The 25,724-nt window shown below is 65.4% G+C and carries 22 protein-coding genes; 9 read left to right on the top strand and 13 right to left on the bottom strand.

The genetic code is table 11. The annotated features are described in order from the left end of the window. Position 1 precedes the first annotated feature (1 nt). Positions 2–1,564, top strand: a complete 1,563-nt coding sequence (locus ACVMIH_RS32170; RefSeq protein WP_057016394.1) for an AMP-binding protein — start codon at positions 2–4, stop codon at positions 1,562–1,564. A 290-nt stretch (positions 1,565–1,854) separates the two neighbouring features. On the opposite strand, the gene ACVMIH_RS32165 is transcribed toward ACVMIH_RS32170, so the two are convergent. The 7 genes from ACVMIH_RS32165 to ACVMIH_RS32135 form a co-directional block, all read right to left on the bottom strand. Then, positions 1,855–3,981, bottom strand: coding sequence for an ATP-binding protein (locus ACVMIH_RS32165; protein ID WP_456864561.1), 2,127 nt, complete (start codon positions 3,979–3,981; stop codon positions 1,855–1,857). 371 nt (positions 3,982–4,352) lie between these two features. Further along, positions 4,353–5,126, bottom strand: a complete 774-nt coding sequence (locus ACVMIH_RS32160) for a thioesterase family protein (protein ID WP_076825194.1) — start codon at positions 5,124–5,126, stop codon at positions 4,353–4,355. A 124-nt stretch (positions 5,127–5,250) separates the two neighbouring features. Further along, the gene (locus tag ACVMIH_RS32155) at positions 5,251–6,222 is read right to left on the bottom strand and encodes an NAD(P)H-dependent flavin oxidoreductase (protein ID WP_456864559.1); all 972 of its coding nucleotides are present in this window, start codon (positions 6,220–6,222) and stop codon (positions 5,251–5,253) included. Between the two features lie 181 nt (positions 6,223–6,403). After that, positions 6,404–6,943: a hypothetical protein gene (locus ACVMIH_RS32150; RefSeq protein WP_375166527.1), complete on the bottom strand. Its 540-nt coding sequence runs from the start codon at positions 6,941–6,943 to the stop codon at positions 6,404–6,406. Between the two features lie 82 nt (positions 6,944–7,025). After that, the gene (locus ACVMIH_RS32145; protein ID WP_028334775.1) at positions 7,026–7,607 is read right to left on the bottom strand and encodes a YqaA family protein; all 582 of its coding nucleotides are present in this window, start codon (positions 7,605–7,607) and stop codon (positions 7,026–7,028) included. A gap of 70 nt (positions 7,608–7,677) precedes the next feature. Then, entirely contained in the window at positions 7,678–8,073 is a 396-nt protein-coding gene (gene hisE, locus ACVMIH_RS32140) for a phosphoribosyl-ATP diphosphatase (RefSeq protein ID WP_229190266.1), read from the bottom strand. Positions 8,074–8,191: 118 nt separating this feature from the next. Then, positions 8,192–8,626 (bottom strand): hypothetical protein, encoded by a 435-nt coding sequence (locus ACVMIH_RS32135; protein WP_229190265.1) that lies wholly within the window; start codon positions 8,624–8,626, stop codon positions 8,192–8,194. A 265-nt stretch (positions 8,627–8,891) separates the two neighbouring features. Between ACVMIH_RS32135 and ACVMIH_RS32130 the strand changes: the two genes are divergently transcribed. The 6 genes from ACVMIH_RS32130 (at position 8,892) to ACVMIH_RS32105 (ending at position 16,720) form a co-directional block, all read left to right on the top strand. After that, complete coding sequence (locus tag ACVMIH_RS32130; protein ID WP_057016434.1) at positions 8,892–9,947, top strand: ABC transporter substrate-binding protein; 1,056 nt, start codon at positions 8,892–8,894, stop codon at positions 9,945–9,947. A 204-nt stretch (positions 9,948–10,151) separates the two neighbouring features. Beyond that, positions 10,152–11,930 (top strand): glucan ABC transporter ATP-binding protein/ permease, encoded by a 1,779-nt coding sequence (locus tag ACVMIH_RS32125; protein ID WP_316395922.1) that lies wholly within the window; start codon positions 10,152–10,154, stop codon positions 11,928–11,930. Between the two features lie 203 nt (positions 11,931–12,133). Next, positions 12,134–13,585 (top strand): D-alanyl-D-alanine carboxypeptidase family protein, encoded by a 1,452-nt coding sequence (locus tag ACVMIH_RS32120; protein WP_410469726.1) that lies wholly within the window; start codon positions 12,134–12,136, stop codon positions 13,583–13,585. Between the two features lie 176 nt (positions 13,586–13,761). Beyond that, on the top strand, positions 13,762–15,444 hold the full coding sequence (locus ACVMIH_RS32115) for a long-chain-fatty-acid--CoA ligase (protein WP_456853427.1): 1,683 nt from the start codon (positions 13,762–13,764) through the stop codon (positions 15,442–15,444). 22 nt (positions 15,445–15,466) lie between these two features. After that, entirely contained in the window at positions 15,467–16,024 is a 558-nt protein-coding gene (locus tag ACVMIH_RS32110) for a DUF924 family protein (protein WP_456853429.1), read from the top strand. Positions 16,025–16,234: 210 nt separating this feature from the next. After that, positions 16,235–16,720 (top strand): redoxin family protein, encoded by a 486-nt coding sequence (locus ACVMIH_RS32105; protein ID WP_456864556.1) that lies wholly within the window; start codon positions 16,235–16,237, stop codon positions 16,718–16,720. A 277-nt stretch (positions 16,721–16,997) separates the two neighbouring features. Here the strand turns inward: ACVMIH_RS32105 and rnhA are convergent, their stop codons facing one another. The 3 genes from rnhA to ispH are packed head-to-tail and all read right to left on the bottom strand — an operon-like array spanning position 16,998 to position 19,407. Then, positions 16,998–17,450: a ribonuclease HI gene (rnhA, locus tag ACVMIH_RS32100; RefSeq protein ID WP_456853473.1), complete on the bottom strand. Its 453-nt coding sequence runs from the start codon at positions 17,448–17,450 to the stop codon at positions 16,998–17,000. Beyond that, positions 17,447–18,427, bottom strand: coding sequence for a homoserine kinase (locus ACVMIH_RS32095; protein ID WP_057016403.1), 981 nt, complete (start codon positions 18,425–18,427; stop codon positions 17,447–17,449). The genes rnhA and ACVMIH_RS32095 overlap by 4 nt, the downstream gene beginning before the upstream one ends. 5 nt (positions 18,428–18,432) lie before the next feature. After that, the gene (ispH, locus tag ACVMIH_RS32090) at positions 18,433–19,407 is read right to left on the bottom strand and encodes a 4-hydroxy-3-methylbut-2-enyl diphosphate reductase (RefSeq protein WP_057016404.1); all 975 of its coding nucleotides are present in this window, start codon (positions 19,405–19,407) and stop codon (positions 18,433–18,435) included. Between the two features lie 229 nt (positions 19,408–19,636). On the opposite strand from ispH, the gene ACVMIH_RS32085 reads away from it, so the two are divergent. After that, on the top strand, positions 19,637–20,335 hold the full coding sequence (locus ACVMIH_RS32085; RefSeq protein WP_456853475.1) for a DUF1013 domain-containing protein: 699 nt from the start codon (positions 19,637–19,639) through the stop codon (positions 20,333–20,335). Between the two features lie 109 nt (positions 20,336–20,444). Here the strand turns inward: ACVMIH_RS32085 and ACVMIH_RS32080 are convergent, their stop codons facing one another. The 3 genes from ACVMIH_RS32080 to ACVMIH_RS32070 form a co-directional block, all read right to left on the bottom strand. Then, positions 20,445–20,717 (bottom strand): hypothetical protein, encoded by a 273-nt coding sequence (locus tag ACVMIH_RS32080; RefSeq protein ID WP_075969207.1) that lies wholly within the window; start codon positions 20,715–20,717, stop codon positions 20,445–20,447. Positions 20,718–21,026: 309 nt separating this feature from the next. After that, positions 21,027–22,934, bottom strand: coding sequence for a propionyl-CoA synthetase (locus ACVMIH_RS32075; RefSeq protein ID WP_057016406.1), 1,908 nt, complete (start codon positions 22,932–22,934; stop codon positions 21,027–21,029). A 198-nt stretch (positions 22,935–23,132) separates the two neighbouring features. Further along, entirely contained in the window at positions 23,133–23,903 is a 771-nt protein-coding gene (locus tag ACVMIH_RS32070; protein ID WP_082653725.1) for a tetratricopeptide repeat protein, read from the bottom strand. A gap of 135 nt (positions 23,904–24,038) precedes the next feature. Between ACVMIH_RS32070 and ACVMIH_RS32065 the strand changes: the two genes are divergently transcribed. Beyond that, positions 24,039–25,583: a cation:proton antiporter gene (locus ACVMIH_RS32065; RefSeq protein WP_057016407.1), complete on the top strand. Its 1,545-nt coding sequence runs from the start codon at positions 24,039–24,041 to the stop codon at positions 25,581–25,583. The last annotated feature ends 141 nt before the right edge of the window (positions 25,584–25,724 follow it).

The following is a 25,724-nucleotide window of genomic DNA, read 5'->3' as shown; positions in this document are numbered from 1 at the left end:
GATGAGCAATCCGCTCTATGCATTTCCGGCGGTGTGCGAACAGACCCTGCGGGCGCTGGCGCGCTATCCATCGCGCACCGCCTTCGCATGGCCGGGCGGCTCGCTCACCTATCAGGGCGCGACCGATCTGATCGGACGAATGCAAAGCGTGTTCATGCGGCTCGGCTTTGCGCCCGGCACCCGCGTCGCGCTGCTTACCGCCAACCGCGCCGACAGCTGGTGCGCCGGCGTCGCCGCGCAATTGTCGCGGCTCGCGATTACCTGGCTGCATCCGCTGGGCTCGCTCGACGACCAGCTGTTCCAGATCGAGGATTCCGAAGCGCAGATGCTGATCGTCGACGGCATCACGTTTCGCGATCGCGGCGGCGAGCTCACGGCGAAGGCGCAGGGCCTGAAGACCGTGTTCACGCTCGGCCCGGCGGATTACGGCGCCGACCTGTTGCAGGTGGCCGGGGACGCCGGCAGCGCAAGCGCGAAGAATTTCGCCCGCGCCGACGACATCTCGACCTTGAACTACACCGGCGGCACGACCGGCAAATCCAAGGGCGCGCTGCGCTATCACCGCGAATATGGCGGCTTCGCCGCGGCGATCCTCGCCGATTTCGAGATTCCGGAGACGCCGCGCTACCTCACCGTGGCCCCGATCAGCCATGTCGCGGGCACCAAAGTGCTGCCGACGCTGATGCGCGGCGGCACCGTGCACATGCTGAAAGGGTTCGATCCGGAGGCCGTGTTCACGACCATCGCGCGCGAGAAGATCAACTTCACGCTGTTCGTGCCGACCATGATCTATGTGATGCTGGATCATCCCGCGCTCGACAGGTCCGACCTCTCCTCGCTCGAGCTCCTGCTCTACGGTGCGTCCGCGATGTCGCCGAGCCGGCTGGTCGAGGGTATCGAGCGGATCGGACCGGTGTTCTCCCAGCTTTACGGCCAGACCGAATGCTATCCGGTCTCGGTGCTGCGCAAGGCGGATCATGACCCGAAAACGCCGGACCTGTTCCTGTCCTGCGGCTTCCCGATCGCCGCCTGCCAGGTCAAGATCCTCGATCAGGACGACGAGGAGGTCGCGACCGGCGAGGCCGGCGAGATCTGCGTGCGCGCCACGCATGTGATGGCCGAATACTGGAAGCGGCCCGACATCACGGCGGAGACGCTGAAGAGCGGCTGGCTGCACACCGGCGACATCGCGCGCATGGACGAGCGCGGCTACATGTTCATCCTCGACCGCAAGAAGGACATGATCGTCTCCGGCGGCTTCAATATCTTCCCGCGCGAAGTCGAGGATGTCTTGTCGCAACACGCCGACGTCGCGATGGTCGCCGTGGTCGGCGTGCCCGACGACAAATGGGGCGAGGCCGTCACCGCCGTCGTGGTCGCGCGCGAGGGCGCTGTGCCCGACGCCGACGAGCTGATCGGACTGGTGAAGGCGAAGAAGGGCTCGGCGCACGCGCCGAAGCAGATCCAGTTCGTCAAGGAACTGCCGATGACCGGCGTCGGCAAGGTCGACAAAAAGGTGCTGAAGGCGCGCTTCTGGACCGGCCGCGACCGCATGGTGGGGTAGGATGCTCGCACGACGATTGCTGGTCCCGTCATCCTGAGAGGTTGTGACGCTTTTGCTCCGCCGTCATTGCGAGGAGCGAAGCGACGAAGCAATCCATCTCTCCGACCTGCCGGGCTATGGATTGCTTCGCTTCGCTCGCAATGACGCGGATGGAGCTGTGCGCACCGTCACCCTGAGGCGCGAGCGGAGCGAGCCTCGAAGGATGCACGGCCCCGATGTTTCAGCTTGCGCTATCTCCGCTTGCGGCAGCAGCCGGGCCGGCGCCCTTCGAGACGCCGCTTCGCGGCTCCTCAGGGTGACGGGGACAGAGTGGAAGGCGTGGCGAGACTGTCGGCGTTGGCGGCAGCAGCTTGCTGACCGGTGCCCTGCCCGAGCAACTGATCGAGTCGGTCGCGCAGCTGATCCTGGTGGTAGGGCTTGGCCAGCCGCGGCAGGTCGACCTGGGTGCCGTCGGGCAGTTCGGCATAGCCGGTGGCGAGCAGCACCAGAAGCTGCGGCCGCACCTTGCGCGCAGCGGCGGCGAGTTCGATGCCGGTCATGCCGGGCATCACGTGATCGGTCATCATCAGGTCGATCTCCTGGTCGCTCCTGAGGATTTCGAGCGCCTGCGGTCCGGAATTGACGCCGATCACGCGGTGACCAAGGTCCTCCAGCATTTCCATGGTGGACATCGCGATCAACGGATCATCGTCAACCAGCAGGATCACCGCCGAGCGCTTGACCGTTTGCGCTGCAGGCGCCGGGCTCTCGACTTCAGGCACCGCCGTTGCAACCGGCAGCACCAGTGCAGCCGTGGTGCCCTTGCCGACCGCGCTCGACAGCTCCAGCTCGCCGCCGAGCTGCACGGCGAGCCCATGCACCATCGACAGGCCGAGCCCGGTGCCCTTGCCCACCGGCTTCGACGAGAAGAACGGCTCGATCGCGCGCTTCAGCACGTCCGGCGACATGCCGGTGCCGCTGTCGATCACCGAGAGCTTTAAATAGTCGCCAGGCTGCAGCGCCGGATCATTCTTCGCCTGCCAGGTCGCGAGGCGGATCTCGATCACGCCGCCATCCGGCATCGCGTCGCGCGCATTGATCGCAAGGTTGAGGACCGCAAGCTCAAGCTGGTTGCTGTCGACGCAGGCGAGCGGCAGCCCCTCGGGAATGTCGAGCCGCAACATGATGCGCGGTCCGAGCGAGCGCTCGAGCAGATTGCTCATATCGCGCACCAGCGCGCCGAGATCGACCGGCACCGCGCGCAGATCCTGCTGCCGCGCGAATGCCAGCAGCCGCTGCGTCAACGACGCGCCGCGCTCGGCGCCCTGCAATGCGCCGTCGACCAGCCGACGCAGGCGTGGGTCCTCCGGCAAGCGCTTGCGCAGCAGATCGAGATTGCCCATCACCGCCATCAGCAGATTGTTGAAGTCGTGCGCGACGCCGCCGGTGAGCTGGCCGATCGCCTCCATCTTCTGGGCATGGCGGAGCTGTTCCTGCGCCCGCTCGCGCGCCGCGACCTCCTTCATCAGGTCGGCGGTGCGCTGCTCGACCCGCTGCTCGAGCGTCGCGGTGAGTTCGGCGAGTGCGGTGCGCTCGGCGGCAAGCTGCGCCAGCAATGCCTCGCGCTCGATCTCCGCGGTCTTGCGTGCGCTGATGTCGGAGCAAACGCCGACCAGCGAGCGGATGCCGCCGTCGGGCCGACGCACCGCACGCGCGCGCACGTCAACCCAGTGCTCGGTGCCGTCGGGCCAGATGTTGCGGTATTCGATCTGATAATCCGAGCCGGTGCGCAACGTTTGTTCGACGATCTCGCTCCGGCGCGCGCGGTCGTCGGGATGCACCGCGTCCAGGAGATCCTGATAGGTGAAGGGATCGCCCGGCCTGCGCCCGAAATAGGTCTTGCAGGTCGGCGACGCCTCGAGCTCGAAATCCGGCAGATGAAGCTCGAGCGCGCCGAGATGACCGGCATTGAGCGCGGTCTGCAGCAGACCTTCGCTCTCGGTCAGATCCTCGAGGATCTGACGGGTCTGGTATTGGCGGCGGCGGCCGCGCACCGTCGCGGCGACCAGGCTTACCAGCGTGGTCGGATGAAACGGCCGCTCGATGAAGGTGACATTGCCGAGCGCCCGGCCGAGCCGCGCTGCTTCGGGATTGCGCTCGGGTCCCCCCTTCTCGCTGATCAGCACGATAGGAAAGTCCGACCATGACGGCTGCTCGTTCAGCCAGTGCGTCAGGCCGGCGAGATCGGCGGCCCTGATCACCTCGTCGGCAATGATGGCAAGGCCCGCCCCGCTTGCGATCTGGCGTTCGAGCTCGGCGAGATCACCGCAGATGTTGGCGTAATAGCCGGCTTCCTTGATCAGGTGAGCAGTCTTGACGGCGTCCCGCTCGCTCGCGGCGAGGATGACCGCGCGTTCCGAGGACGGACCAGGCTTCATCGCGTCTGTCCCCGCGGCGGCCGGGCGTCGACACCGTCCGGCACGTCACACAACCGCCGGACGGCCATGGCCACGATGCCGGCGGCGGGATCAATACGCATCATGGGACCCCCTAACGGGAGCGAAACTCGCACGTGCGCCCAACCGTTCCCGGGAAGCCGAGTTATTTTTGCCGCAGGGGCAGCCGGTTGGCGCGGCTCCCGCACCGCGAATCGGTGAAACAACCCCATGCACAGTACGTGATCGGTCTTCGCCAGCCCCTGAAACGGGGGAAGGTCGGGATTGGGGTCAGCTGATCCCCACCCGCTTTGCTCTGGCGAGCAAAGCCACCTCCCCTTTTTCGAGGGGAGATGGAAGAAGCGCAGCGCGTCCTAGCGCCGCTCGATGACCAGGCTCTGGACCGCCTGGCCGAAATAGCCGCGCTGATCGGCGAGCCGCGACATTGCAAGCCCGGCGCCGTCGGGCCCGATCCAGGACTGGCCGTCGAGCAGGATCCAGTCGCCGACCGGCTCGCGCGCCAGGCTCACCGAGAGATCAGCGTTGATGAAGGTCCATTGGCTGAAATCGAGCGCCGGCGAGGTGCCGTTGGAGAAGTCCGAGGCAACCACTGCCCGCATCGCCTGCGAGACGGCGGCGCCCGCAATCAGCGGGCGGTCGACGCGGAACCATATCGCGCCAGGTCCCGTCACGCCGAAGCGGCCGCGCGCGGCCCGCATCGAGATGCATTTCACGAACGGACTGTTCGCAAGATTGCCCGGCTCGATCATACTTTCGTCGGGGCCCGGCAGATCGACGGCAAGCGCTGTGATGTCAGGCGGCAATTCGGCCGTCTGTTGCTTGATCTTGAGCACGGTGGCCGAAACCACGAGAACGCCGTCGGCAAGCAGCCTGACGCCACAGAGCTGGATCTTGCGGCCGTCGCGCAGGATCTCGCTCGAGACCGTCAGCGGCGCCACCGGCACCGGGCGCATCAGGTCGATGGTGACGCGCGCGATCCGCATCGGCACCGGCGTCGGAAGGGCTTCGGCCGCCCACACCACCAGCGCTGCCGGTGCGGAGCCATGCTGCATCCGCGGATCCCACGGACCCGCGGCGTCGGGACTGGTGACGACGCGGTCGCCGTCGACGCGAAAGATCGGTTCCATCACAGCATGATCCGGAAAAGTGGGACGCAGTTTTCCCCGCGACAAACGCGAAGCGTTTGCGCGTGGATCATGCTGAAATGAAGAGCTGAAGCGCGATGATGATTCATCATGATCTCATCGCGCTTCAGGCAAGCGCCGGATCGACGGCTTCGTCGTACTCCTTCTTGAACCGGCCAATCAGCTCGGCCGCGGGCACCACCTTGGAGATGCTGCCGACGCCCTGGCCGGAGCCCCAGATCTCTTTCCACGCCTTCGGCTTGGCGCGCTCGCCGGATGCATCGGTGCCGAAGCTCATCTTGGAGGGATCGGAGATCGGCAGGTTTTCCGGATCCATGCCGGCCGCGACGATCGACGGCTTCAAATAATTGCCGTGCACGCCGGTGAACAGGTTGGAGTAGACGATGTCCTCGGCGGACGAATTGGTGATCATGTCCTTATAGCCCTCGACCGCGTTTGCCTCCTTGGTCGCGATGAAGGCGGAGCCGATATAGGCGAAGTCGGCGCCGATGATGCGCGCGGCGCGGATGGCGCGGCCGTTGGAAATGGTGCCCGACAGCGCGATCGGCCCGTCGAACCATTGCCGCGTCTCCGCTACGAACGGGAACGGCGACAGCGTGCCGGCATGACCGCCGGCTCCGGCCGCGACCAGGATCAGGCCGTCGGCGCCCTTCTCGATCGCCTTGTGCGCGAACTTCTGGTTGATCACGTCGTGGAAGACGATGCCGCCCCAGCCGTGGACGGCCTGGTTGAGCTCCTCGCGCGCGCCGAGCGAGGAGATGATCATCGGCACCTTGTGCTTCTCGCAAAGCGCCATGTCGTGATCGAGCCGGTTGTTCGACTTGTGCACGATCTGGTTCACCGCGAACGGCGCCGACGGCCGTTCCGGATGCGCCTTGTCATAGGCGGCGAGCTCTTCCTTGATCCGGTACAGCCATTCGTCGAGCAACTCCGGCGGCCGCGCGTTCAACGCCGGAAACGAGCCGACCACGCCGGCCTTGCACTGCGCGATAACGAGGTCGGGCACGGAGATGATGAACAGCGGCGCCCCGATCACGGGAAGAGACAGGCGGCCCTCGAACAGAGCAGGCATGGACATTTGAAGCGGATCCTCAAGCGTTGGTCGTTGATTGGTCTCGAATGTTGACCGTCATACCAACAAGGCAATCTTTCCAGTGTCAAGTATTGCGTTTTGGCGCTGCAAAAAAGATGACAAATCCTCATCCTGAAACCGTGTTTTCGCGGGCGCCTGGCATCCCAGACGCAAAGCCTGGCCGCCGCTATTGGCAGACCGCCCGTGTCACGAAATTTTCCGTCCTGCAGTCGTTCGGGCCGCGCTTGTGGCCCGGCAGATAGACCAGCGGCGAGCATTTCTCGGAGGCGTCGGTATCGATGCCCTTACCTTCCCGAAACCCCTTGCTCTGGCACAGCCGGTCGGCGCCGATCTTGCAGTCCGGCGCACCGTTCGAGGCCACCACGCAGGCCGCGCGTCCGGTCACCACCGTCGAGGGGCGCGCGATGTTCGACAAATCGTTGATGGTCTCGCCGGGGCTCTTCAGCGGCGGCAGCGCCGATTTCGACTTCTCGAACAGCTTTCCGATTTCGTTGATCAGCCCGGGATTCTCGCGCTCGACCGGCGCCGGCGGCAGCTCGATCTGTTGCTGCTGGGATTCAACGGGCTGCGGCGACGGCGACTGCACGCCGAGCGCGGGCGGCGCGGATTGCGCCCATCCTCCGTCGACCGCAGGCAGCGCCATCGACAGTGCAAGGCCCGCCATCGCAACGCGCGCCCTGGCGGGATTGAGTCTCGCAGGATTCACCGGTCGTCGATTCCATCGGCCATCGCAGCGAGCGTAGTCCGAAGCCGTCCGTGGACAAAGACGCGAACGACTAGAACTTTGGTCAGATCAGCTTGAATGCGACGACAAAGCCCAGCACCAGCACGATCGCGCCGATCGCGACCCACAGGCCGAGCCGCTTCTCGAGTTCGGCGCGGATGAAATCGCCATAGCGGTTGAGCAGCACCGCGACGAAGAAGAAGCGGCCGCCGCGCGCGACGATCGAGCACAGGATGAACAGCCAGATGTTGTAGCCGGCAAAGCCCGAGGTGATCGTCACGAGCTTGTAGGGGATCGGCGTCAGTCCCTTCAGCAGGATGATCACGGCGCCCCATTCGGCGTAGGAGGCGCGGAACGCGTCGACCTTGTCGGAGAGACCGTAGAGATGGATGAGCCACTGCCCGAGCGAGTCGTAGAGCAGTGCGCCGATCGCGTAACCGAGCACGCCGCCGGCAACCGACGCCACCGTGCAGACCGCGGCGAACCACCACGCGCGCTTCGGCCGCGCCAGCGACATCGGCAGCAGCATGATGTCGGGAGGGATCGGGAAGAAGGAGCTCTCGGCGAAGGCGACGGCCGCGAGAATCCACAGCGCATAGGGCTTGTCGGCCGCCTCGACGCACCAGTCGTAAGTCCGTTTCAACATGGGCGCGATGAACCATCATGGAGCGGATTTGTCCATGCCGGGATTGAGCTGAAATTTGGTTGATTTACGGCTACCGTTTGCGCAGCCGGTTCTCCAGCGCGACAATTCGGCGCCGAACCACCGGGACCGGCCCCGGTTTGGGCAGCTTGACCGGCGACTTCGGCAGCTTCTCGGCGATCCCGAGCAGCCGTTCGCGCCGCTCCATCTCGCGCCAGACATCCTCCGGCTTCACGCCGGCCGACGCCCAGAGAACGGCGAGGTTGTAGAACAGGTCGGCGCTTTCGCGAATGACGGCATCCGACTTGCCGCTGACGGCGTCGATCACCACTTCGATCGCTTCCTCGGCGAGCTTCTTGGCCATCTTGGCCGGCCCGCGCTGGAACAGCCGTGCCGTGCGCGACGTAGCCGGATCAAGCTCCTTGGCCGCGATCACCGCTTGGTAAAGCCGCTCGATCGAATCACTCATGCTTCGAGCCTAATCGAAACGCGTCGCCAGCGTGTTAACGGCGACGACGAAAAAATCCACCGGGCCGCGGCCGGTGGATTGGATGCTTTGTGACAGTTCTGAGAACCGCCGACGGCCGTCAGTACGGCTGATACGGCAGTTGCGACCGCCGCCCGTAATAGCCGCGGTAACCATAGTACGGTCCGCCGCCGTAATAGACCGGGCCGCCACCATAGTAGACGGGACCACCGTAGTAGCCCGGGCCACCATAGTAGCCGTAGGAGTCGTAATAGTCGCGACGGCTCTGGGCTGCGGCGATCGCGAGGCCCGTGCCGACGATCCCGGCGAACGCAGCCGCAGCCGCTGCGCCACCGCCGCCATAGTAGCGACGGCGGGCACTGATGTCGGTCGCGCCGCTCGTGCCTTGTGACGTCGTCACAGCGGTCGCCTTGCCTGCCGAAGCGGAGCCTGCGAACGCCATCGTCGGCTCGACGGCCGTCAACGTCACTGCAGCAACCGTTGCCAATGTGGCTGCGCGGCCAATGGACGAAAAAACACCTTTTCGCGCAAACATTGCAGTCATCCTTTGTGGAAGCTGGCCCGACGGGCCTTGGTTAGCTAACCCACTGCCTCCAGATTAGGTTCCCCAAACCGAATGCAAGCTGAACGACCTGAGGTGAAAACATGGCAAGCCGAAGCCTGGCAGTCATCGACCGTTCACCTTGCCTGGGGCAAAATGCCTGCAAATAACGCTTGAAATTGACGCTTGCTCTGGCGCATTCGATGTCATGAAGCAGGCGCGCCGGCGCGGCACTTTGTCTCGCCTCCCGGATGTCATGATGCAGGTAAGTCGGACCACCGTTCTCCGCTGGATGCTGGCCGGCATGATCGGCCTCGCAGGAGGCGTGTGGCCGGCGCTGACGCCGCTGCGCGCCAGCGATCCGCCGCCGCCGCTCACCATCCAGTTCACGCTCGACCGTCCGCTTGATGCCGCCGCAGCGCCATTTGTGATGGCGTTATCCGGCGGCCTGTTCAGCGCCGAGGGCCTCAGCGTCGGCACCAACGTCGCGACCAGCTCGGCGGATGCCATCGCGCGCGTCGCCGACGGCTCGAGCGATTTCGCCCTCGTCGACATCAACTCGCTGATCCGCTTTCGCGACGAGCCCGGTGCTGCGCCCGTCAAGGCGGTGTTCGTGCTGTTCAACCAGGCGCCTTATGCGATCATCGCGCGCAAGAGCCGCGGCATCAGGACGCTGACCGACATGCAGGGCAAGAGCCTCGGCGTCGCCGAGGGCGACCTCTCGATCCGGCTATGGCCCGCGGTCGCGAAGCAGAACGGCATCAAGCTGTCGAGCGTGAAGCAGAGCACGATCAGCGCCGCGGTGCGCGAGCCGATGCTCTCCGCCGGCCAGGTCGATGCCGTCACCGGCTTCTCCTATCTCTCGGCGATCAATTTGCGCGATCGCGGCGTGCCCGCCGACGATCTCGCGGTGCTGCGCTTCGCCGACTATGGCTGCGAGGCCTACGGCTTTGCCGTGATCGTCAGCCCGCGCCTTGCCGCCGCGAAGCCGGATGCGGTGAAAGGATTCGTGCGCGCGGCAATCCGCGGCACCAACCTCGCGATCAAGGATCCGGCCCGCGCCGCCGGCGAGGTCGCGAGCCGCATGGATGGCGGCTCGCGCGATCTGGAGCTGGAGCGGCTGAACGCCATCATCCGCGACAACATCCTGACCAGCGAGGTGAAGCGCGACGGCATCGGCGGCATCGAAGCGGAGCGCTTCGAGCGCTCGGTCGACCAGCTCGCGGAGGACTTCAAATTCCAGAAGCGGCCGCACGCCGCCGACATCTTCGACGAGGCTTTCCTGCCGCCGATCGACGGCCGGCTGGTGAATTGACGGCTCCGCTCTGCTCGTCATGCCCGGGCTTGACCCGGGCATCCACGTCTTCGATGACCGCCTGCAAGAAAGGCATGGATGGCCGGGTCAAGCCCGGCCATGACGGAGTGCGATGCACCGCCGGCCGCTGGCCCTGCATCGCGAACACTGATTAAATTGCATTCTCGCCTGATCGGGCGCCCACCGCTGACGAGTGCCGCCGGCATGTCCATGCTTCGCCTCTATACCCGCGTCCTCGAACTGCTCGGCAAGGAGGCGCGGCTCGGCTGGATCCTGGCCATCGCCAACGTGCTACTCGCCGGCGCGCAATTCGCCGAGCCGGTGCTGTTCGGCAAGATCGTCGACGTGCTGTCGGGCCGGCCGGTCACCGGGCTGTTCGCGACCTCCTCGGCATGGCCGCTGCTCGTCGCCTGGGCGGTGTTCGGCCTGTTCACGATCGGCTGCAGCGCGATCGTGGCGCTGCAGGCCGACCGGCTGGCGCACCGCCAGCGCCAGGCGGTGCTGACCGATTATTTCGAGCACATCCTGCAGCTGCCGCTGACCTTCCATTCCGGCACCCATTCCGGGCGGCTGATGAAGGTGATGCTGAACGGCACCGACGCGCTGTGGCGGCTCTGGCTCGGCTTCTTCCGCGAGCATTTCGCCGCGATCATGTCGCTGATCGTGCTGCTACCGCTTTCGCTCTACATCAACTGGCGGCTGGCGATCCTGCTGTTCGGGCTCTGCGTCGTGTTCACCGTGCTGACCACGCTGGTGGTGCGCAAGACCTACGGCATGCAGAGCGAGGTCGAGGCCTATTACAGCGACCTCTCGGCACGCGCCTCGGACGCGCTCGGCAATGTCGCGCTGGTGCAGAGCTTCGTGCGGATCGATTCCGAGGTGCAGGGCCTGCGCTACGTCGCCGACAAGCTGCTCGCGGTGCAGATGCCGGTGCTGTCATGGTGGGCGCTGGTCACCGTGATCACACGCGCCTCGACCACGATCACGGTGCTCGCGATCTTCACCGTCGGCATCGCGCTGCATAACCAGGACCTCACCACGGTCGGCGAGATCGTGATGTTCGTCTCGTTCGCCACCATGCTGATCCAGAAGCTCGAGCAGGTGGTCAGCTTCATCAACAACGTGTTCATGGAAGCGCCGCGCCTGCAGGAGTTCTTCGACGTGCTCGACGCGGTGCCGGCGGTGCGCGACCGGCCCGGCGCGGTCGATCCCGGACGGCTGTCCGGCCTCGTCGAGTTCGACGACGTCTCGTTCTCCTATGACGGCAAGCGGCCGGCGATCGAGGATCTCAGCTTCACCGCCCTGCCGGGCCAGACCATCGCGCTGGTCGGCTCGACCGGCGCCGGCAAGTCCACCGCGATCGCGCTGCTGCATCGCGCGTTCGATCCGCAATCGGGCATCATCAGGATCGACGGTATGGACATACGCGCACTGAAGCTGACGGCGCTGCGGCGAAACATCGGCGTGGTGTTCCAGGAGGCGCTGCTGTTCAACCGCTCGCTCGCCGACAATCTGCGCGTCGGCAAGCCCGACGCCACCGATGAGGAGCTGCGCACCGCCGCGGCGCGCGCGCAGGCGCTGGATTTCATCGAGCGCAGCGAAAAGAAGTTCGATACCCATGCCGGCGAACGCGGCCGCATGCTGTCCGGCGGCGAACGCCAGCGGCTGTCGATCGCGCGTGCGCTGCTGAAGGATCCGCCGATCCTGATCCTCGACGAGGCCACCAGCGCCCTCGACGCCGTCACCGAGGCCAAGGTGAATGCCGCTCTCGACGAAGTGATGAAGGGCCGTACCACCTTCGTGATCGCGCACCGCCTGTCCACCATCCGCCACGCCACCCGCATCCTGCTGTTCGACCAGGGGCGGGTGATCGAAAGCGGAACTTTCGATGAACTGGTGGCGAAAGGCGGGCGTTTTGCCGAGCTGGCGCGGGCCCAGTTCATGGTCCAGGAACAGGCGCGCGCCGGCATCGAGACACCATAATTCCCGCCTTTCCAATTGAGGCGGCTGCCGAAATTCAGCCGATTTCGTCCACGATATAATTCCCCAGCCTCTGTTCTCTGCTGGCAAGCCGGTATAGGGTTTGCATCGCCGCAATGCGGCGCCGGACACGCTTGAAACCCGTACGTCACAATCGCAAGACCTCCTTTTTTCAAGGCGGGTCTCAAAGGACCGGAACCGGATTCGTGCACCTTCCTCGCCCGTCATTGAAATGGATTCTGGCCGTCGCGATGCTCGCCATCGCCTCGCCGCAAATGGCGCAAGCCGAGGCACTGCTGGTTGTCGAGGCCGATTCCGGCAAGGTGCTGCAGGCCGACAATGCGACGATGCCGTGGTACCCGGCTTCGCTCAGCAAGATGATGACGGCCTATGTGACGCTGAAGGCGGTCAAGGACGGCCGCGTCTCGCTCGACACGCTGCTCACGGTGTCGCCGACCGCGTCGTCGCAGTCGCCCTCGAAGATGGGCTTCCGGCCCGGCACCCAGGTCACCGTCGACAACGCGCTGAAGATGATGCTGGTGAAGTCGGCCAACGACATGGCCGTGGTGCTGGCCGAGGGCATCGGCGGTTCGATCGACGGCTTTGCCGGGATGATGAACCAGACCGCGCAAAGGCTCGGCATGACGCAAACGAGCTACGTCAATCCGAACGGCCTGCCCGCCGACGGCCAGATCACCTCGGCGCGCGACATGGCGATCCTCGCCCGCGCCATCATCCGCGACCTGCCGGAATACGAGTATTTCGTCCACATCCCGTCGATCCGCTTCGGCCGCCGCATCACCCAGAACTTCAACAAGCTGATCGGCCGCTATCCCGGCGCCGACGGCTTCAAGACCGGCTTCATCTGCGCCTCCGGCTATAATCTCGTGGCGTCGGCGACGCGTGACGGCAAGCGGCTGATCGCCGTGGTGCTCGGCGCCTCCTCGGGCCGCATGCGCGCGATCCGCGCCGCGCAGCTCCTGGACCGCGGCTTTGCCAACAATGGGATGGCGTGGCTGCGGCCCTCGCTCGGCACCGTCGACAATCTGGTGCCGATCGATTCCACGCCGCCGAACCTGCGCGAGGAGATGTGCGGTCCCAAGCACAAGCGGCCCGCCAGCGACGAGGACGCAGAAGACACCGTCGCCAGCGCCGGAAGCTCCAGCACCAATGGCGACGGCGGCGTCAGCTTCTTCGCCTCGGGCCTGCAGGCTGCGATGCCGACCAAGCCGGCTGACATGCTGGCGCAGCCGGCCGCGGCCTCCGAGCCGGTCGTGGTTTATACGGGGCCGACCAAGACCGGTGCTGCGTTGATCGCCGCGGTCGAGGCCGACACCGAGAAGATGCAGCCGGTCAAGCGCGCCAAGGGCAAGCACAGCCGCGTCGCGGGCAAGAAGCCCGATGCGGCCGATGACGCGAAGGCAGACACCAAGGGTGCCTCCAAGTCGGACAGCAAGCCGGCGGCGGCCAAGCCCGCGCGTCACGCCAACGCCAAGCCGGATGCCGCAGCTGCGAAGACGGCCGCGGCGGACAAGCCCGCCGCCGCAAAGCCGGCCGGCAAGCCGGCGGCGGCAAAGCCGGCCGCCAAGCCCAAGACTGCGGCCGACAAACCCAAGGCTGCCGACAAGCCGAAAGCCGACGCCAAGCCGGCCGGCTAGCACAGCGCCCGCCCGTCATTTCCGACCGTCATTTTCTCCAATGCGTCGATAACGCGCAGCGGCTTGCCATTGGCCGCGGCATCGCTCAATACTGACTGAAATAACGCGGCCAAAGGTCGGAAAACCCGGAAGCAATCCGGGACATCAGCCAAATTTGAGAGAGGGGATTGACCATCATGGAGCGCATCTGGCTCAAGCATTATCCGGCCGGCGTGCCCGCGGATATCGACGTCACGCAATATTCGTCGCTGGTCGAATTGCTGGAAGAAAGCTTCAAGAAATTCGCCGATCGCAAGGCGTTCATCTGCATGGACAAGGCGATCACCTATCGCGAGCTCGACGAGATGTCGACGGCGCTCGGCGCCTACCTGCAGAGCAAGGGCCTGCAGAAGGGCGCGCGGGTCGCGCTGATGATGCCGAACGTGCTGCAATATCCGATCGCGACCGCCGCCGTGCTCCGCGCCGGCTTTGCCGTGGTCAACGTCAATCCGCTCTACACCCCGCGCGAACTCGAGCACCAGCTCAAGGATTCCGGCGCCGAGGCGATCATCGTGCTGGAGAACTTTGCCACCACCGTGCAGAAGGTGCTTCCCAATACCGCGGTCAAGCACGTGATCGTCGGCAGCATGGGCGACCTGCTCGGCCTCAAGGGCGTGATCGTCAATCTGGTGGTGCGCCGGGTGAAGAAGATGGTGCCGGCTTGGTCGATCCCCGGCGCCGTCGGCTTCAACGAGGCGCTGTCAGCCGGCCGCGCCGCCAAGCTCAACAAACCGACGCTGACGCTCGATGACGTCGCCTTCCTGCAATATACCGGCGGCACCACCGGCGTCTCCAAGGGCGCGACCCTGCTCCACCGCAACATCCTGGCCAACGTGTTGCAGAACGACGCCTGGCTGCAGCCGGCGCTGGCGAAGCCGCCGATCGTCGAACAGATGGTCATCGTCTGCGCGCTGCCGCTCTATCACGTCTTCGCGCTCACCGCCTGCTATCTGCTGGGCATGCGGGCCGGCGGCACCAATCTGCTGATTCCGAATCCGCGCGACATGGCGGGCTTCGTCAAGGAGCTGTCGAAGTACCAGGTCAGCTTCTTCCCGGCGGTCAACACCCTCTACAATGGCCTGCTGAACACGCCCGGATTCGACAAGCTCGACTTCTCCAAGCTGAAGATCGCCAACGGCGGCGGCATGGCGACGCAAAGGCCGGTCGCCGAGAAATGGTTGAAGGTCACGGGCATCTCGTTGTCGGAAGGCTATGGCCTGTCGGAGACGTCGCCGACCCTGACGTGCAATCCTGCCACGATCGAGGAGTTCTCCGGGACGATCGGCCTTCCCGTCCCCTCGACCTGGCTCTCGATCCGCGACGATGACGGCAATGAGTTGCCGATCGGCGAGGCCGGCGAAATCTGCGCCAAGGGCCCGCAGGTGATGGCGGGCTACTGGAACAGGCCGGACGAGACCGCGCGCGTGATGACGGCGGACGGTTATTTCCGCACCGGCGACATCGGCGTGATGGACGAGAAGGGCTACACTAAGATCGTCGATCGCAAGAAGGACATGATCCTGGTCTCCGGCTTCAACGTCTATCCGAACGAGATCGAGGAAGTGATCGCAAGCCACCCGGGCGTGCTCGAATGCGCCGTGATCGGCGTGCCCGACGCGAAGTCCGGCGAAGCGGTGAAGGCCTTCGTGGTCAAGAAGGACCCGAACATCACCGCCGAGGACATCATCAAGTTCAGCGCCACCCAGCTCACCGCCTACAAGGTGCCGAAGCAGATCGAGTTCAGGACCGACCTGCCGAAGACCAATGTCGGCAAGATCCTGCGCCGCGAGTTGCGCGACGAGAAGAAGGCCGCGGCCTAAGGCCTGAGTGGACTGACGTTCGATGTCTGATGCAAGCCTCGCGACGCCGGCTGACGTGCTTGGCTTCTGGCGGAATGCCGGCCGCGACCGCTGGTACAAGCACGACGACGCCTTCGATGCCGAGATCCGCGGCCGCTTCCTTGCCACCTGGCAGAAGGCGGCTGCCGGCGAATTGTCGTCATGGGAGGCGAGCGATGAGGGCGCGCTGGCGCTGACCATCGTGCTCGACCAGTTTCCGCGAAACCTGTTTCGAGGCGACGCCAGGACCTTTTCAAGCGATGCGCTGGCGCGTGAAGTGGCAAGGCGCGCCATCGACCGCGGCGTCGATGCGCGGACCGCCCCCGTGCTGCGCGAATTCCTCTATCTGCCGTTCGAGCATTCGGAGGACCTCGACGACCAGCAGCGCTGCGTGACGCTGTTCCGGCGATATGACTGCCATCCCGACAACCTGAAATACGCCGAGGACCACGCCGACATCATCCGCCGGTTCGGCCGCTTCCCGCACCGCAATCGCATGCTGGGCCGGCAGACCACGGCCGAGGAGCAGGCCTTTCTCGACGCCGGCGGGTTTTCCGGCTGATGACGGAACGGTGACCAGAGCCTTTTCCGTTCCGATTGCATCGGAACGGGGCTCTAGATTCTTGTTTTGACGCGCTTTCTTCACGCGAACCGGTATCCACTTCGCTCGAAAACGCTTTGGCCTCCGGCATTGCCGTTCTTCGGCGAGCCCGTATTGTGCCGTGCTGTAGCCGGGTTTAAGACAGTTCCGCTTCACCGAGGGAGAACAACGATGACGATCAATGTTGGCGACAAGCTGCCGGAGGCCAAGTTTCGCGTGATGACCGCCGAGGGTCCGCAGGTCAAAACCACCGACGACATTTTCAAGGGCAAGAAGGTCGCCCTGTTCGCGGTGCCCGGCGCCTATACCGGCACCTGCCACAAGATGCATCTGCCGAGCATCTTCCTCAACGCCTATGCCATGAAGAACAAGGGCGTCGACACCATCGCGATCGTTTCGGTCAACGACGCCTTCGTGATGAACGCCTGGAAGCGCGACACCGACCAGCGCGACGAAGCCGTCTTCCTCGCCGACGGCAATGCCGACTTCGCCAAGGCGATCGGCATGGAGCTCGAGGCCTCAGGCAACGGCCTCGGCATCCGCTCCAAGCGCTACTCGATGCTGGTCGAGGACGGCGTGGTGAAGAAGCTCAACCTCGAGCCCGCCCCGGGCAAGGTCGAGGTTTCCGGCGGCGACACGCTGCTCGGTCAGCTCTAAGCCGACGCTTCTTCCCTTCTCCCCTTGTGGGAGAAGGTGGCGCGGATGCAATCCGCGCCGAATGAGGGGTCTCTATCCGCGGAGACAGACCCCTCACCCGTCCGCGATGCTGCGCATCGCGTCCACCCTCTCCCACAAGGTGAGAGGGCAAGATCGCCGAAATTTAGGGAACGTAGGATGGGTAGAGCGCAGCGAAACCCATTGCCTTCGTGCCGTGCATTGAGATGATGGGTTTCGCTGCGCTCTAGCCATCCTACGCACCCGACACGCTGCGGGCCTAACTCTTCAACTTCGCCATCGCCACGCCTTCGCGCGCCAGCTCGTCGGCGCGTTCGTTCTCGGCGTGGCCGGCGTGGCCCTTGATCCAGTGCCAGCGCACCTCATGCGGCTTCAGCGCGGCGTCCAGACGCTGCCACAGCTCGACATTCTTGACCGGCTTCTTGTCGGCGGTGCGCCAGCCGTTGCGCTTCCAGCCATGGATCCAGCCGGTGATGCCCTGGCGGACATACTGGCTGTCGGTGGTGAGATCGACCACACAGGGCTTCTTCAAGGCTTCGAGCGCCGAGATCGCCGCCATCAGCTCCATGCGATTATTGGTCGTGTGCGCCTCGCCGCCCTTCAATTCCTTCTCGACCTCGCCGAATCTGAGGATCGCGCCCCAGCCGCCCGGCCCCGGATTTCCGGAGCAGGCACCATCGGTGAAAACAGTCACATGCGGCTTTTCGCTCACGCCGCGCACCCGGCCGGCGTGACGCCATAGTCGTTGATAGCAGCGACGCTCTGCTGGAAGCGCAGCTTGCGGACATATTCCAGCGGGTCCTTCGGCTGCACCAGCGCGCCTTCGGGCACGTTGAGGAAATCGACCAGGCGCGTCAGCAGGAAGCGCATCGCGGCACCGCGCGCGAGCAGCGGCAGCGCGGCCTCTTCCGCCGCCGACAGCGGGCGCTCGCGGCCGTAGGCGTTGAGCAATGCGCGCGCCTTGGTGACGTTGAAGGAATGATCCGGCTCGAAGCACCAGGCGTTGAGGCAGATCGCGACGTCGTAGGCCAGGATGTCGTTGCAGGCGAACGGGAAGTCGATCAGGCCCGAGAGCCTGTCGCCCAGAAAAAACACGTTGTCGGGAAACAGGTCGGCATGGATGACGCCGACCGGCAGATCGGTCGGCCAGGCGGCTTCGAGATGATCGAGCTCGCGCGCGATGAAGTCGTGCAAGCCCGGCTGCACGCTGTCGGCCCGCGCGGCGGCGAGATCGAACAGCGGCCGCCAGCCGGAGACCGACAGCGGATTGTTGCGGACCAGCGGAAAATCCCGGCCGGCAACGTGCATTTTGGCCAGCGCCTCGCCGACGCCGGAGCAATGCGCCACGTTCGGCCGCCGCGGCCACACGCCCTCGAGGAAGTTGATGATCGCGGCGGGCCGGCCGGCGAGCCGGCTAGTGACCTCGCCCTTGCGGTTGCGCGCCGGCTGCGGGCACGACACGCCGCGCTCGGCGAGATGGGCCATCAGCGACAGGAAATACGGCAGGTCGTCCTCCGCCACGCGCTTCTCATAGAGCGTGAGGATGTAGGCGCCCTGGCTGGTGTGCAGCAGGAAGTTCGAATTCTCGACGCCCTCGGCGATGCCCTTGTAGGAGAGCAGTTCGCCGATGTCGTAGCTTTTGAGGAATTCCGCGAGGTCTTCGGCGGCAACGTCGGTGTAGACCGCCATATGGTCTATTCCGCCGCGGCAGCGTCAGGCCGCAGCGAACGCGGCAGCGGGAAGAACTCGTTCTCCTCCGCGGCCGAGACCGTCTCCACGTGCAGTTCATAGCGCTCGGCGAAGGCGCCCATGATCTCCTCGACGATCACTTCCGGCGCAGAGGCGCCCGCGGTGATGCCGAGGCTCGTGATGCCTTCGAACCTGCTCCAGTCGATGTCGCTGGCGCGCTGGGCGAGCACGGCGATCGGACAGCCCTCGCGCTCGGCGACCTCGCGCAGGCGCTGCGAGTTCGACGAGTTCGGCGCGCCGACCACGATCAGGGCGTCGACCACCGGCGCCACCTTCTTGACCGCGAGCTGACGGTTGGTGGTCGCGTAGCAGATGTCTTCCTTGTGCGGACCATTGACGTTCGGGAAGCGCTGCTTGAGCAGCGTCACGATCTCCGCGGTGTCGTCGATCGACAGCGTGGTCTGGGTCACGAAGGCGAGGTTGTTGGGGTCCTTCGGAACAAAGGTCTTGGCGTCCTCGGCGGTCTCGATCAGGGTCACGGCGCCCGCCGGCAGCTGCCCCAGCGTGCCGACCACCTCGGGGTGGTGGGAATGGCCGATCAGCAGGATCTCGCGGCCGCGCTTGAAATGGATCGCCGCCTCGCGGTGGACCTTGGTCACCAGCGGGCAGGTCGCGTCCAGCGAGAAGAAATTGCGGGATTTGGCCTCGGCGGGAACCGATTTCGGAACGCCGTGGGCCGAAAACACCACCGGCGCGTTGGTATCGTCGGGAATTTCGGCCAATTCCTCGACGAAAATGGCGCCTTTGGTCTTCAGGCTGTCGACCACATACTTGTTATGGACGATTTCGTGCCGGACATAGACCGGCGCACCATAAATGGTGAGGGCACGTTCGACCGTGTCGATGGCACGGACCACCCCGGCACAAAAGCCGCGGGGGGAACAAAGCACGATTCTAAGGTCGGGTTTTTTGGCTGACATCGGGCTGTCTCGGGGCAATCTCGGGACCGAATCACCCCTCGCCGGCGGGCGGGGAACGGCCAATTTGAGTAAGGACTTGGGACTGCTTTCGGGCGCTGTCAAGGCGATTTTGCTGGCCCATTGCGCCATTCCCCCCGGAGGGCTTATATAGGCCCTATAATTCCCGTCATCGCCGATGACTACCAGCTTCGCCTCGACAGAGGTGGGCGAAGCACAAAGGAGATTTGCCATGAGCAACGCACCGCTGATGCCGAAGGCGACTGCCGTGTGGTTGGTCGACAATACCGCCCTGACCTTCGATCAGGTGGCCGATTTTACCAAAATGCACCCCCTCGAGGTCCGCGCCATCGCCGACGGCGACGCCGCCCAGGGCATCAAGGGCATGGACCCGATTTCCAACGGCCAGCTGACCCGCGAGGAGATCGAGCGCGGCGAGCGCGACCAGAACTACCGCCTCAGGCTCCAGGAGAGCAAGGTGGTGCTGCCCTCCGCCGCCAAGAAGAAGGGCCCGCGCTACACCCCGGTGTCGCGCCGCCATGAGCGTCCGAGCGCGATCCTCTGGCTGGTCCGCAACCATCCCGAGCTGAAGGACGCCCAGATCATGCGTCTGGTCGGCACCACCAAGACCACGATCGCCAGCGTACGCGACCGCACCCACTGGAACGCCTCGACCCTGACCCCGATGGACCCGGTGACGCTCGGCCTGTGCTCGCAGATCGAGCTCGATTTCGAGGTGCAGCGCGCCGCCAAGGAGAAGCCGACCACCACGGTCTACGGCGGCGCCACGCTGCTGCCGGCCTCCGAGACCACGCGCCAGGACGAGCTGGACGATCAGCCGATCGAGCGCCACGACGATCTCAACGTCGATGCCGTGTTCGCCAAGCTGAAGACGATCGGCGGCAAGAAGCCCGCCGACGACGAAGAGTAAGCGCGGATCGCGCAACTCGAAGCGCAGAATACGAAACGCGGCAGGGCAACCTGCCGCGTTTTTGCTTGGAAGCGCATGCGATGGGCGTGACGACGGCCGTCGGCGCGGCTCAATGCCGGTCGGGATTGTTCATCATGTATTCGCCGAGATCGCGCTGCCGCCGATCGGTGCGGGCTTCGGCGTTCTGGCGCTGCACGTCGCGGTTCTTGCGGCAGGCGACATAATCAGGCGAGCCGACCGCCACCTTGCCGCCGGCCTGGCAGTACTGATCGTCGTCGCCCATGCTCTCCGCGATCGGCGATCGGCCGCGTTCGAGGCAGCCTGCAAGCAGCGGCAGCGCGAGCAGCAAGGCGAGAGGCGCGCGAGCGGAAATGGATCGCATCCGTGGGTCCGTATCTCATGGCATATGACAGGGAGGCCGGGATGACCCGGCAATCCATCAAAATCAAGGCCGTTTTGCTTCCGAATGCGGAAGTCTTGTTCCACAGGTGCCGACCTCAGGCGCGGGAGGTGCCAGCACTCCCTCGCCCCGCTCTTGCGGGGTCGAGACGAGCGCTGCTCGCTCTTAGAGGGTTGGGGTGAGGGGCCGCCTCCGCAGAATGAATGCAGCGAGCGCGCGGAGCCCCCCTCACCCGGATCGCATTGCCATGCGACCCGGCCTCTCCCCGCAAGCGGGGCAAGGCAACAAGAGCTACGCCTTCCCCTTCAGCGCCTCGCCGATTTCGTCGAGCACCTTCGGGTCCTCGATCGTCGCCGGCATGGTCCAGGGCTCGCCGTCGGCGATCTTCTTGATGGTACCGCGCAGGATCTTGCCGGAACGGGTCTTCGGCAGCCGCGCCACCGTGATCGCGAGCTTGAACGCGGCGACCGGCCCGAGCTTGTCGCGCACCAGCGCCACGACGTCCTTCTCGACCTCGGCGGGCTGCTTGGTCACGCCGGCCTTCAGTACCAGGAAGCCGCACGGCACCTCGCCCTTGATCGCGTCCTTGACGCCGAGCACGGCGCATTCGGCGACATCGGGATGCGAGGCGAGGATCTCCTCCATGCCGCCGGTGGAGAGCCGGTGGCCGGCGACATTGATGATGTCGTCGGTGCGGCCCATCACCCAGACATAGCCGTCCGCATCCTTGTAGCCGGCATCCGAGGTCTTGTAGTAGCCGGGGAATTCCGAGAGATAGGCGTCCCCGAAGCGATCGTCCTGCTGCCACAGCGTCGGCAGGCAGCCCGGCGGCATCGGCAGCTTGATGACGATCGAGCCCATCGTGCCAGCCGCCACCGGCTTTGCCGCCTCGTCGACGATGTCGACCTGATAGCCCGGCATCGGCACCGTGGGCGAGCCGTGCTTGACCGGCAGCTGGCCGAGCCCGACCGGATTGCCGGCGATGCACCAGCCGGTCTCGGTCTGCCACCAGTGGTCGATGACCGGCACCTTCAGCTGCTGCTCGGCCCACTCCACGGTCGGCGGATCGGCGCGCTCGCCGGCGAGGAACAGGGTGCGGAAGCTCGAGAGATCGTAATTCCGGATGAACTTGCCTTCGGGGTCTTCCTTCTTGATCGCGCGGAACGCGGTCGGCGCGGTGAAGAAGGCGACCGCCTTGTGCTCGCTGATCACGCGCCAGAACGCGCCGGCATCCGGCGTGCCGATCGGCTTGCCCTCGTACATGATGGTGGTCGCGCCGTGGATCAGCGGGCCATAGACGATGTAGGAATGGCCGACCACCCAGCCGATATCGGAGCCGCACCACCAGATCTCGCCGGGCTTCACGCCGTAGAGATTGTGCATCGACCATTTCAGCGCAACGAGATGCCCGCCATTGTCGCGCACCACGCCTTTCGGGATTCCGGTCGTGCCTGACGTGTAGAGGATGTAGAGCGGATCGGTGGCGGCTACCGGCACGCACGGCGCGGCCTTGCCGGCATCGAACGCGGCCTGGCGAAGCGTCGCCCAATCATGATCGCGGCCCGCGGTGAGCTCGCAAGCCTGCTGCGGCCGCTGAAGGATGATGCAGGTCTCGGGCTTGCTGCCGGCGAGGCGGATCGCCTCGTCGAGCAGCGGCTTGTATTGCACGATGCGCCCGGGCTCGATGCCGCAGCTCGCCGAGAAGATCAGCTTCGGCTTGGCGTCATCGATGCGGGTCGCAAGCTCCTTGGCCGCGAAGCCGCCGAACACCACGCTGTGCACCGCGCCGATCCGCGCGCAGGCGAGCATCGCGACGACGGCCTCCGGCACCATCGGCATATAGAGGATGACGCGATCGCCCTTCGCCACGCCGAAATCCTGCATCACCGCAGCCAGCGTCTGCACTTCCTCCAACAATTCGGAATAGGTGAACTTGGTGATCGTGTTGGTGAGCGGCGAATCGTGGATCAGCGCGACCTGGCCGGCGCGGCCGCCGGCGACATGGCGATCCAGCGCGTTGTAGCAGGTGTTGACCACGGCGCCCGCGAACCAGCGCCCATAGGCGCCCATGGAGGGATCGAAGATCTTCTTGGCCGGCTCGATCCAGTCGATCTCGCGCGCCGCTTCCGCCCAAAAGCCCTCGGGGTCCCGGAGCGAGCGGGCATACACCTCATGATACCGGCTCTGCTGGATATTCATCGCGTTTCTCCCTCGCGCGGTCGCGCGTCATTTGCCGACCATTGTCACGGGAAGTGGCGCCGTTTCAAGCCGAAATGACCGCGACCTTCGGCCGGGTCGGAGCAAAGCGTTTTGGAGCGAAGTGGGTCCCGGTTCGCGTGAAGAAAACGCGTCAAAACAAGAATCTAGAGCTCATTCCGCTTCGATCGGAACGGAGCACTAGTAGCCGTCGACGCCGTTGATCCGCTGCAGCCGCTCGCGCATCGCCTTTTCCAGATCGTAGCCCGGCTTGCCGAAGTCGGCATTGCGGCGGGCGATGAACTGATCCTGCGCGCGCTGCAGCTCGCGCGCCTGGCGCGGATTCTGCGTCTCGCGCACCGTGCGGAAGGTGGATGCGACGATCTCGCGATCGAGATCGGCAAGCGTGGGATTGGCGCAGATTGCCTTCTCCACCGGCCGGCGCGCCTTGCGGCAATCGAAGCTCGGCTTGCCGGCGACCGCCATCATGGCGCCGATCCGCTCCAGCTCCAGCGACAGCGATTTGTAGTTGGCCCTGGCGGCGGCGTGATTGGGGTCGAGCTTGACGGCAGCACCAAAATCCAGGATCGCCTTCGGCCGGTCGCCCTTGCGGCGCCACAGCTCGCCGCGCGCATTATGCGCATCGGCAAGCGATGGATCGAGCTTGAGCGCGGTGTCATAGTCTGCGATCGCGCGATCGATCATCTGCTTGCGGTCATAGGCGCCCGCCCGCGCCATCAGCGCCTTAACGCGATCGGGCCTCGTCGCCTTCTCATTGTCGATCAGCGCGCCGCAGACATCGATGATCTTGTCGTCATCGGCGGCCGCTGCCGCCGCGATGCAGGGGCCGGCGTTGGCCTGCACATCCTCGCCCGGTTCGCTGCCGGTGGCGCGCGCAACGCCCGTCATCAGCGCGCCCGACAGGCCGACACAGACCAGCATCGCGGCCAGATTTGCAGGTTTGCGTCGCATCCTGATCGCCGACAAATCGTCCCTCTTCCGCGCCCGAACCGCCGGCCTCCGATGCCCGGCGGCGCGCCATTTGCCGCAAAACCACACGCTGGATTATACGTCAATTGCGACGATCGGCTGCATCGGGGGTTCGGCTTGCTCACATTCGAATGGATCATCGGGCTGTTGCTCGCGGCGGTGGCGCTATCGGCGCTGGCGCGGCGGATCAAGGTGCCCTACCCGACCTTCCTGGCGCTCGGCGGCGTGCTGCTGACGCTGCTGCCGTGGGCCCCGACCTGGGCGCTGGAACCGAAACTGGCGCTGGCGCTGTTCGTCGCGCCGGTGCTGCTCGACGCCGCGTTCGACACTTCGCTGCGCGATCTCCGTAACAACTGGCTGCCGGTCTCGACGCTGGTGGTGGTCGCGGTCGGCGTCACCACAGCGGCGGTCGCGGTGGTCGCGCATTGGCTGCGCCCGGACATGCCATGGGCGGTTGCGATCGCACTCGGCGCCATCGTGGCACCGCCGGACGCGGCCGCAGCCACCGCGATCCTGCGCCAGGTCAACCTGCCCTACCGGATCCAGAAGATCCTCGAAGGAGAAAGCCTGCTCAACGATGCCAGCGCGCTGCTCATCTATCGCGTCGCGGTCGGCCTCGTCGCCGCCGAGCACATGAAGATCCGCGAGTTCGTGCCGTCCATCACGATTGCGCTGGTCGGCAGCCTCGCCGCCGGCTTCCTGTTCGCGCAAGTCTGGATGATGATCACGCGTCGCATCACCGAGGCACCGAGCGCGATCATCACGCAGTTCGGCGGCACTTTCATGGTGTGGATCATTGCCGAGCATCTCGGGCTGTCCGGCATCCTCACCATCATCGCCTATGCGATCACCATCTCGCGCACCGCGCCGGCCCGCACATCGGCGCGGCTGCGCGTGTCGTCCTACGCGGTGTGGGAAACCGTCGTGTTCGTGCTCAACGTGCTCGCCTTCATGCTGATCGGCCTGCAGTTGCGCCCGATCTGGTCCGGGCTCGACGACGAGGTGCGGTGGAAGTATTGCAGCTTTGCCGCCGCGATCCTCGCCGTCGTGATCCTCGCCCGCATCCTCTGGGTAATGCCCTACGGCGCGCTGCTGCGCACACTGAAGACGCGCAACCTGCTGCCCGCCCACGTGGTGGACGCCGTGCCGACCTTGAAGCGCGGCTTCATCGTGTCCTGGTGCGGCATGCGCGGCATCGTCACGCTGGCGGCGGCGTTTGCGCTGCCTGAATGGTTTCCGTATCGCGATCTGATCCTGCTGACGGCGTTTGCCGTGGTGCTCGGTTCGCTCGTGATCCAGGGGTTGACGCTGCGGCCATTGATCCTGGCGTTGAATTTCGCTGACGACGATCCGGTCGGACGCGAGGCGGCCCATGCCCGCGGCGTGGTGTTTCGCGCCGCGCTCGACGAGATCGACGCCGACCCGTCGGAAGAGGCCGAGATCCTGCGGCTCGAATATCGCGCCGTGCTGCTGCGCGCGGAGAATGATCCCGACGGCGGCCTGACCTCACGCGAGCTGCCGTCGGATCCGCTGCGCCGCCGCGCCATCGCCGCGGCGCGTCAGGCATTGCTCAATCTGCGCCGCACCGAAGCGATCGGCGACGACGCATTCCATCTGGTCGAGGAAGAGCTCGACCGCGCCGAGCTCAGCGTGGAGGCCTAAAGCGCCATGAGGTTCGGATGAATAGCCGCCGCGACAGCACTGCGCTCCCTCTCCCCGTTCTTTACGGGGAGAGGGGCTGTCTCCGCGTAACCGGCGATAGCTGCATTTGCGGAGAATCCCCCTCACCCGGAATGCATCTAG

This window comes from Bradyrhizobium sp. USDA 4503 (assembly GCF_054055815.1).
This window is presented reverse-complemented; position numbering and strand designations above follow the sequence as displayed.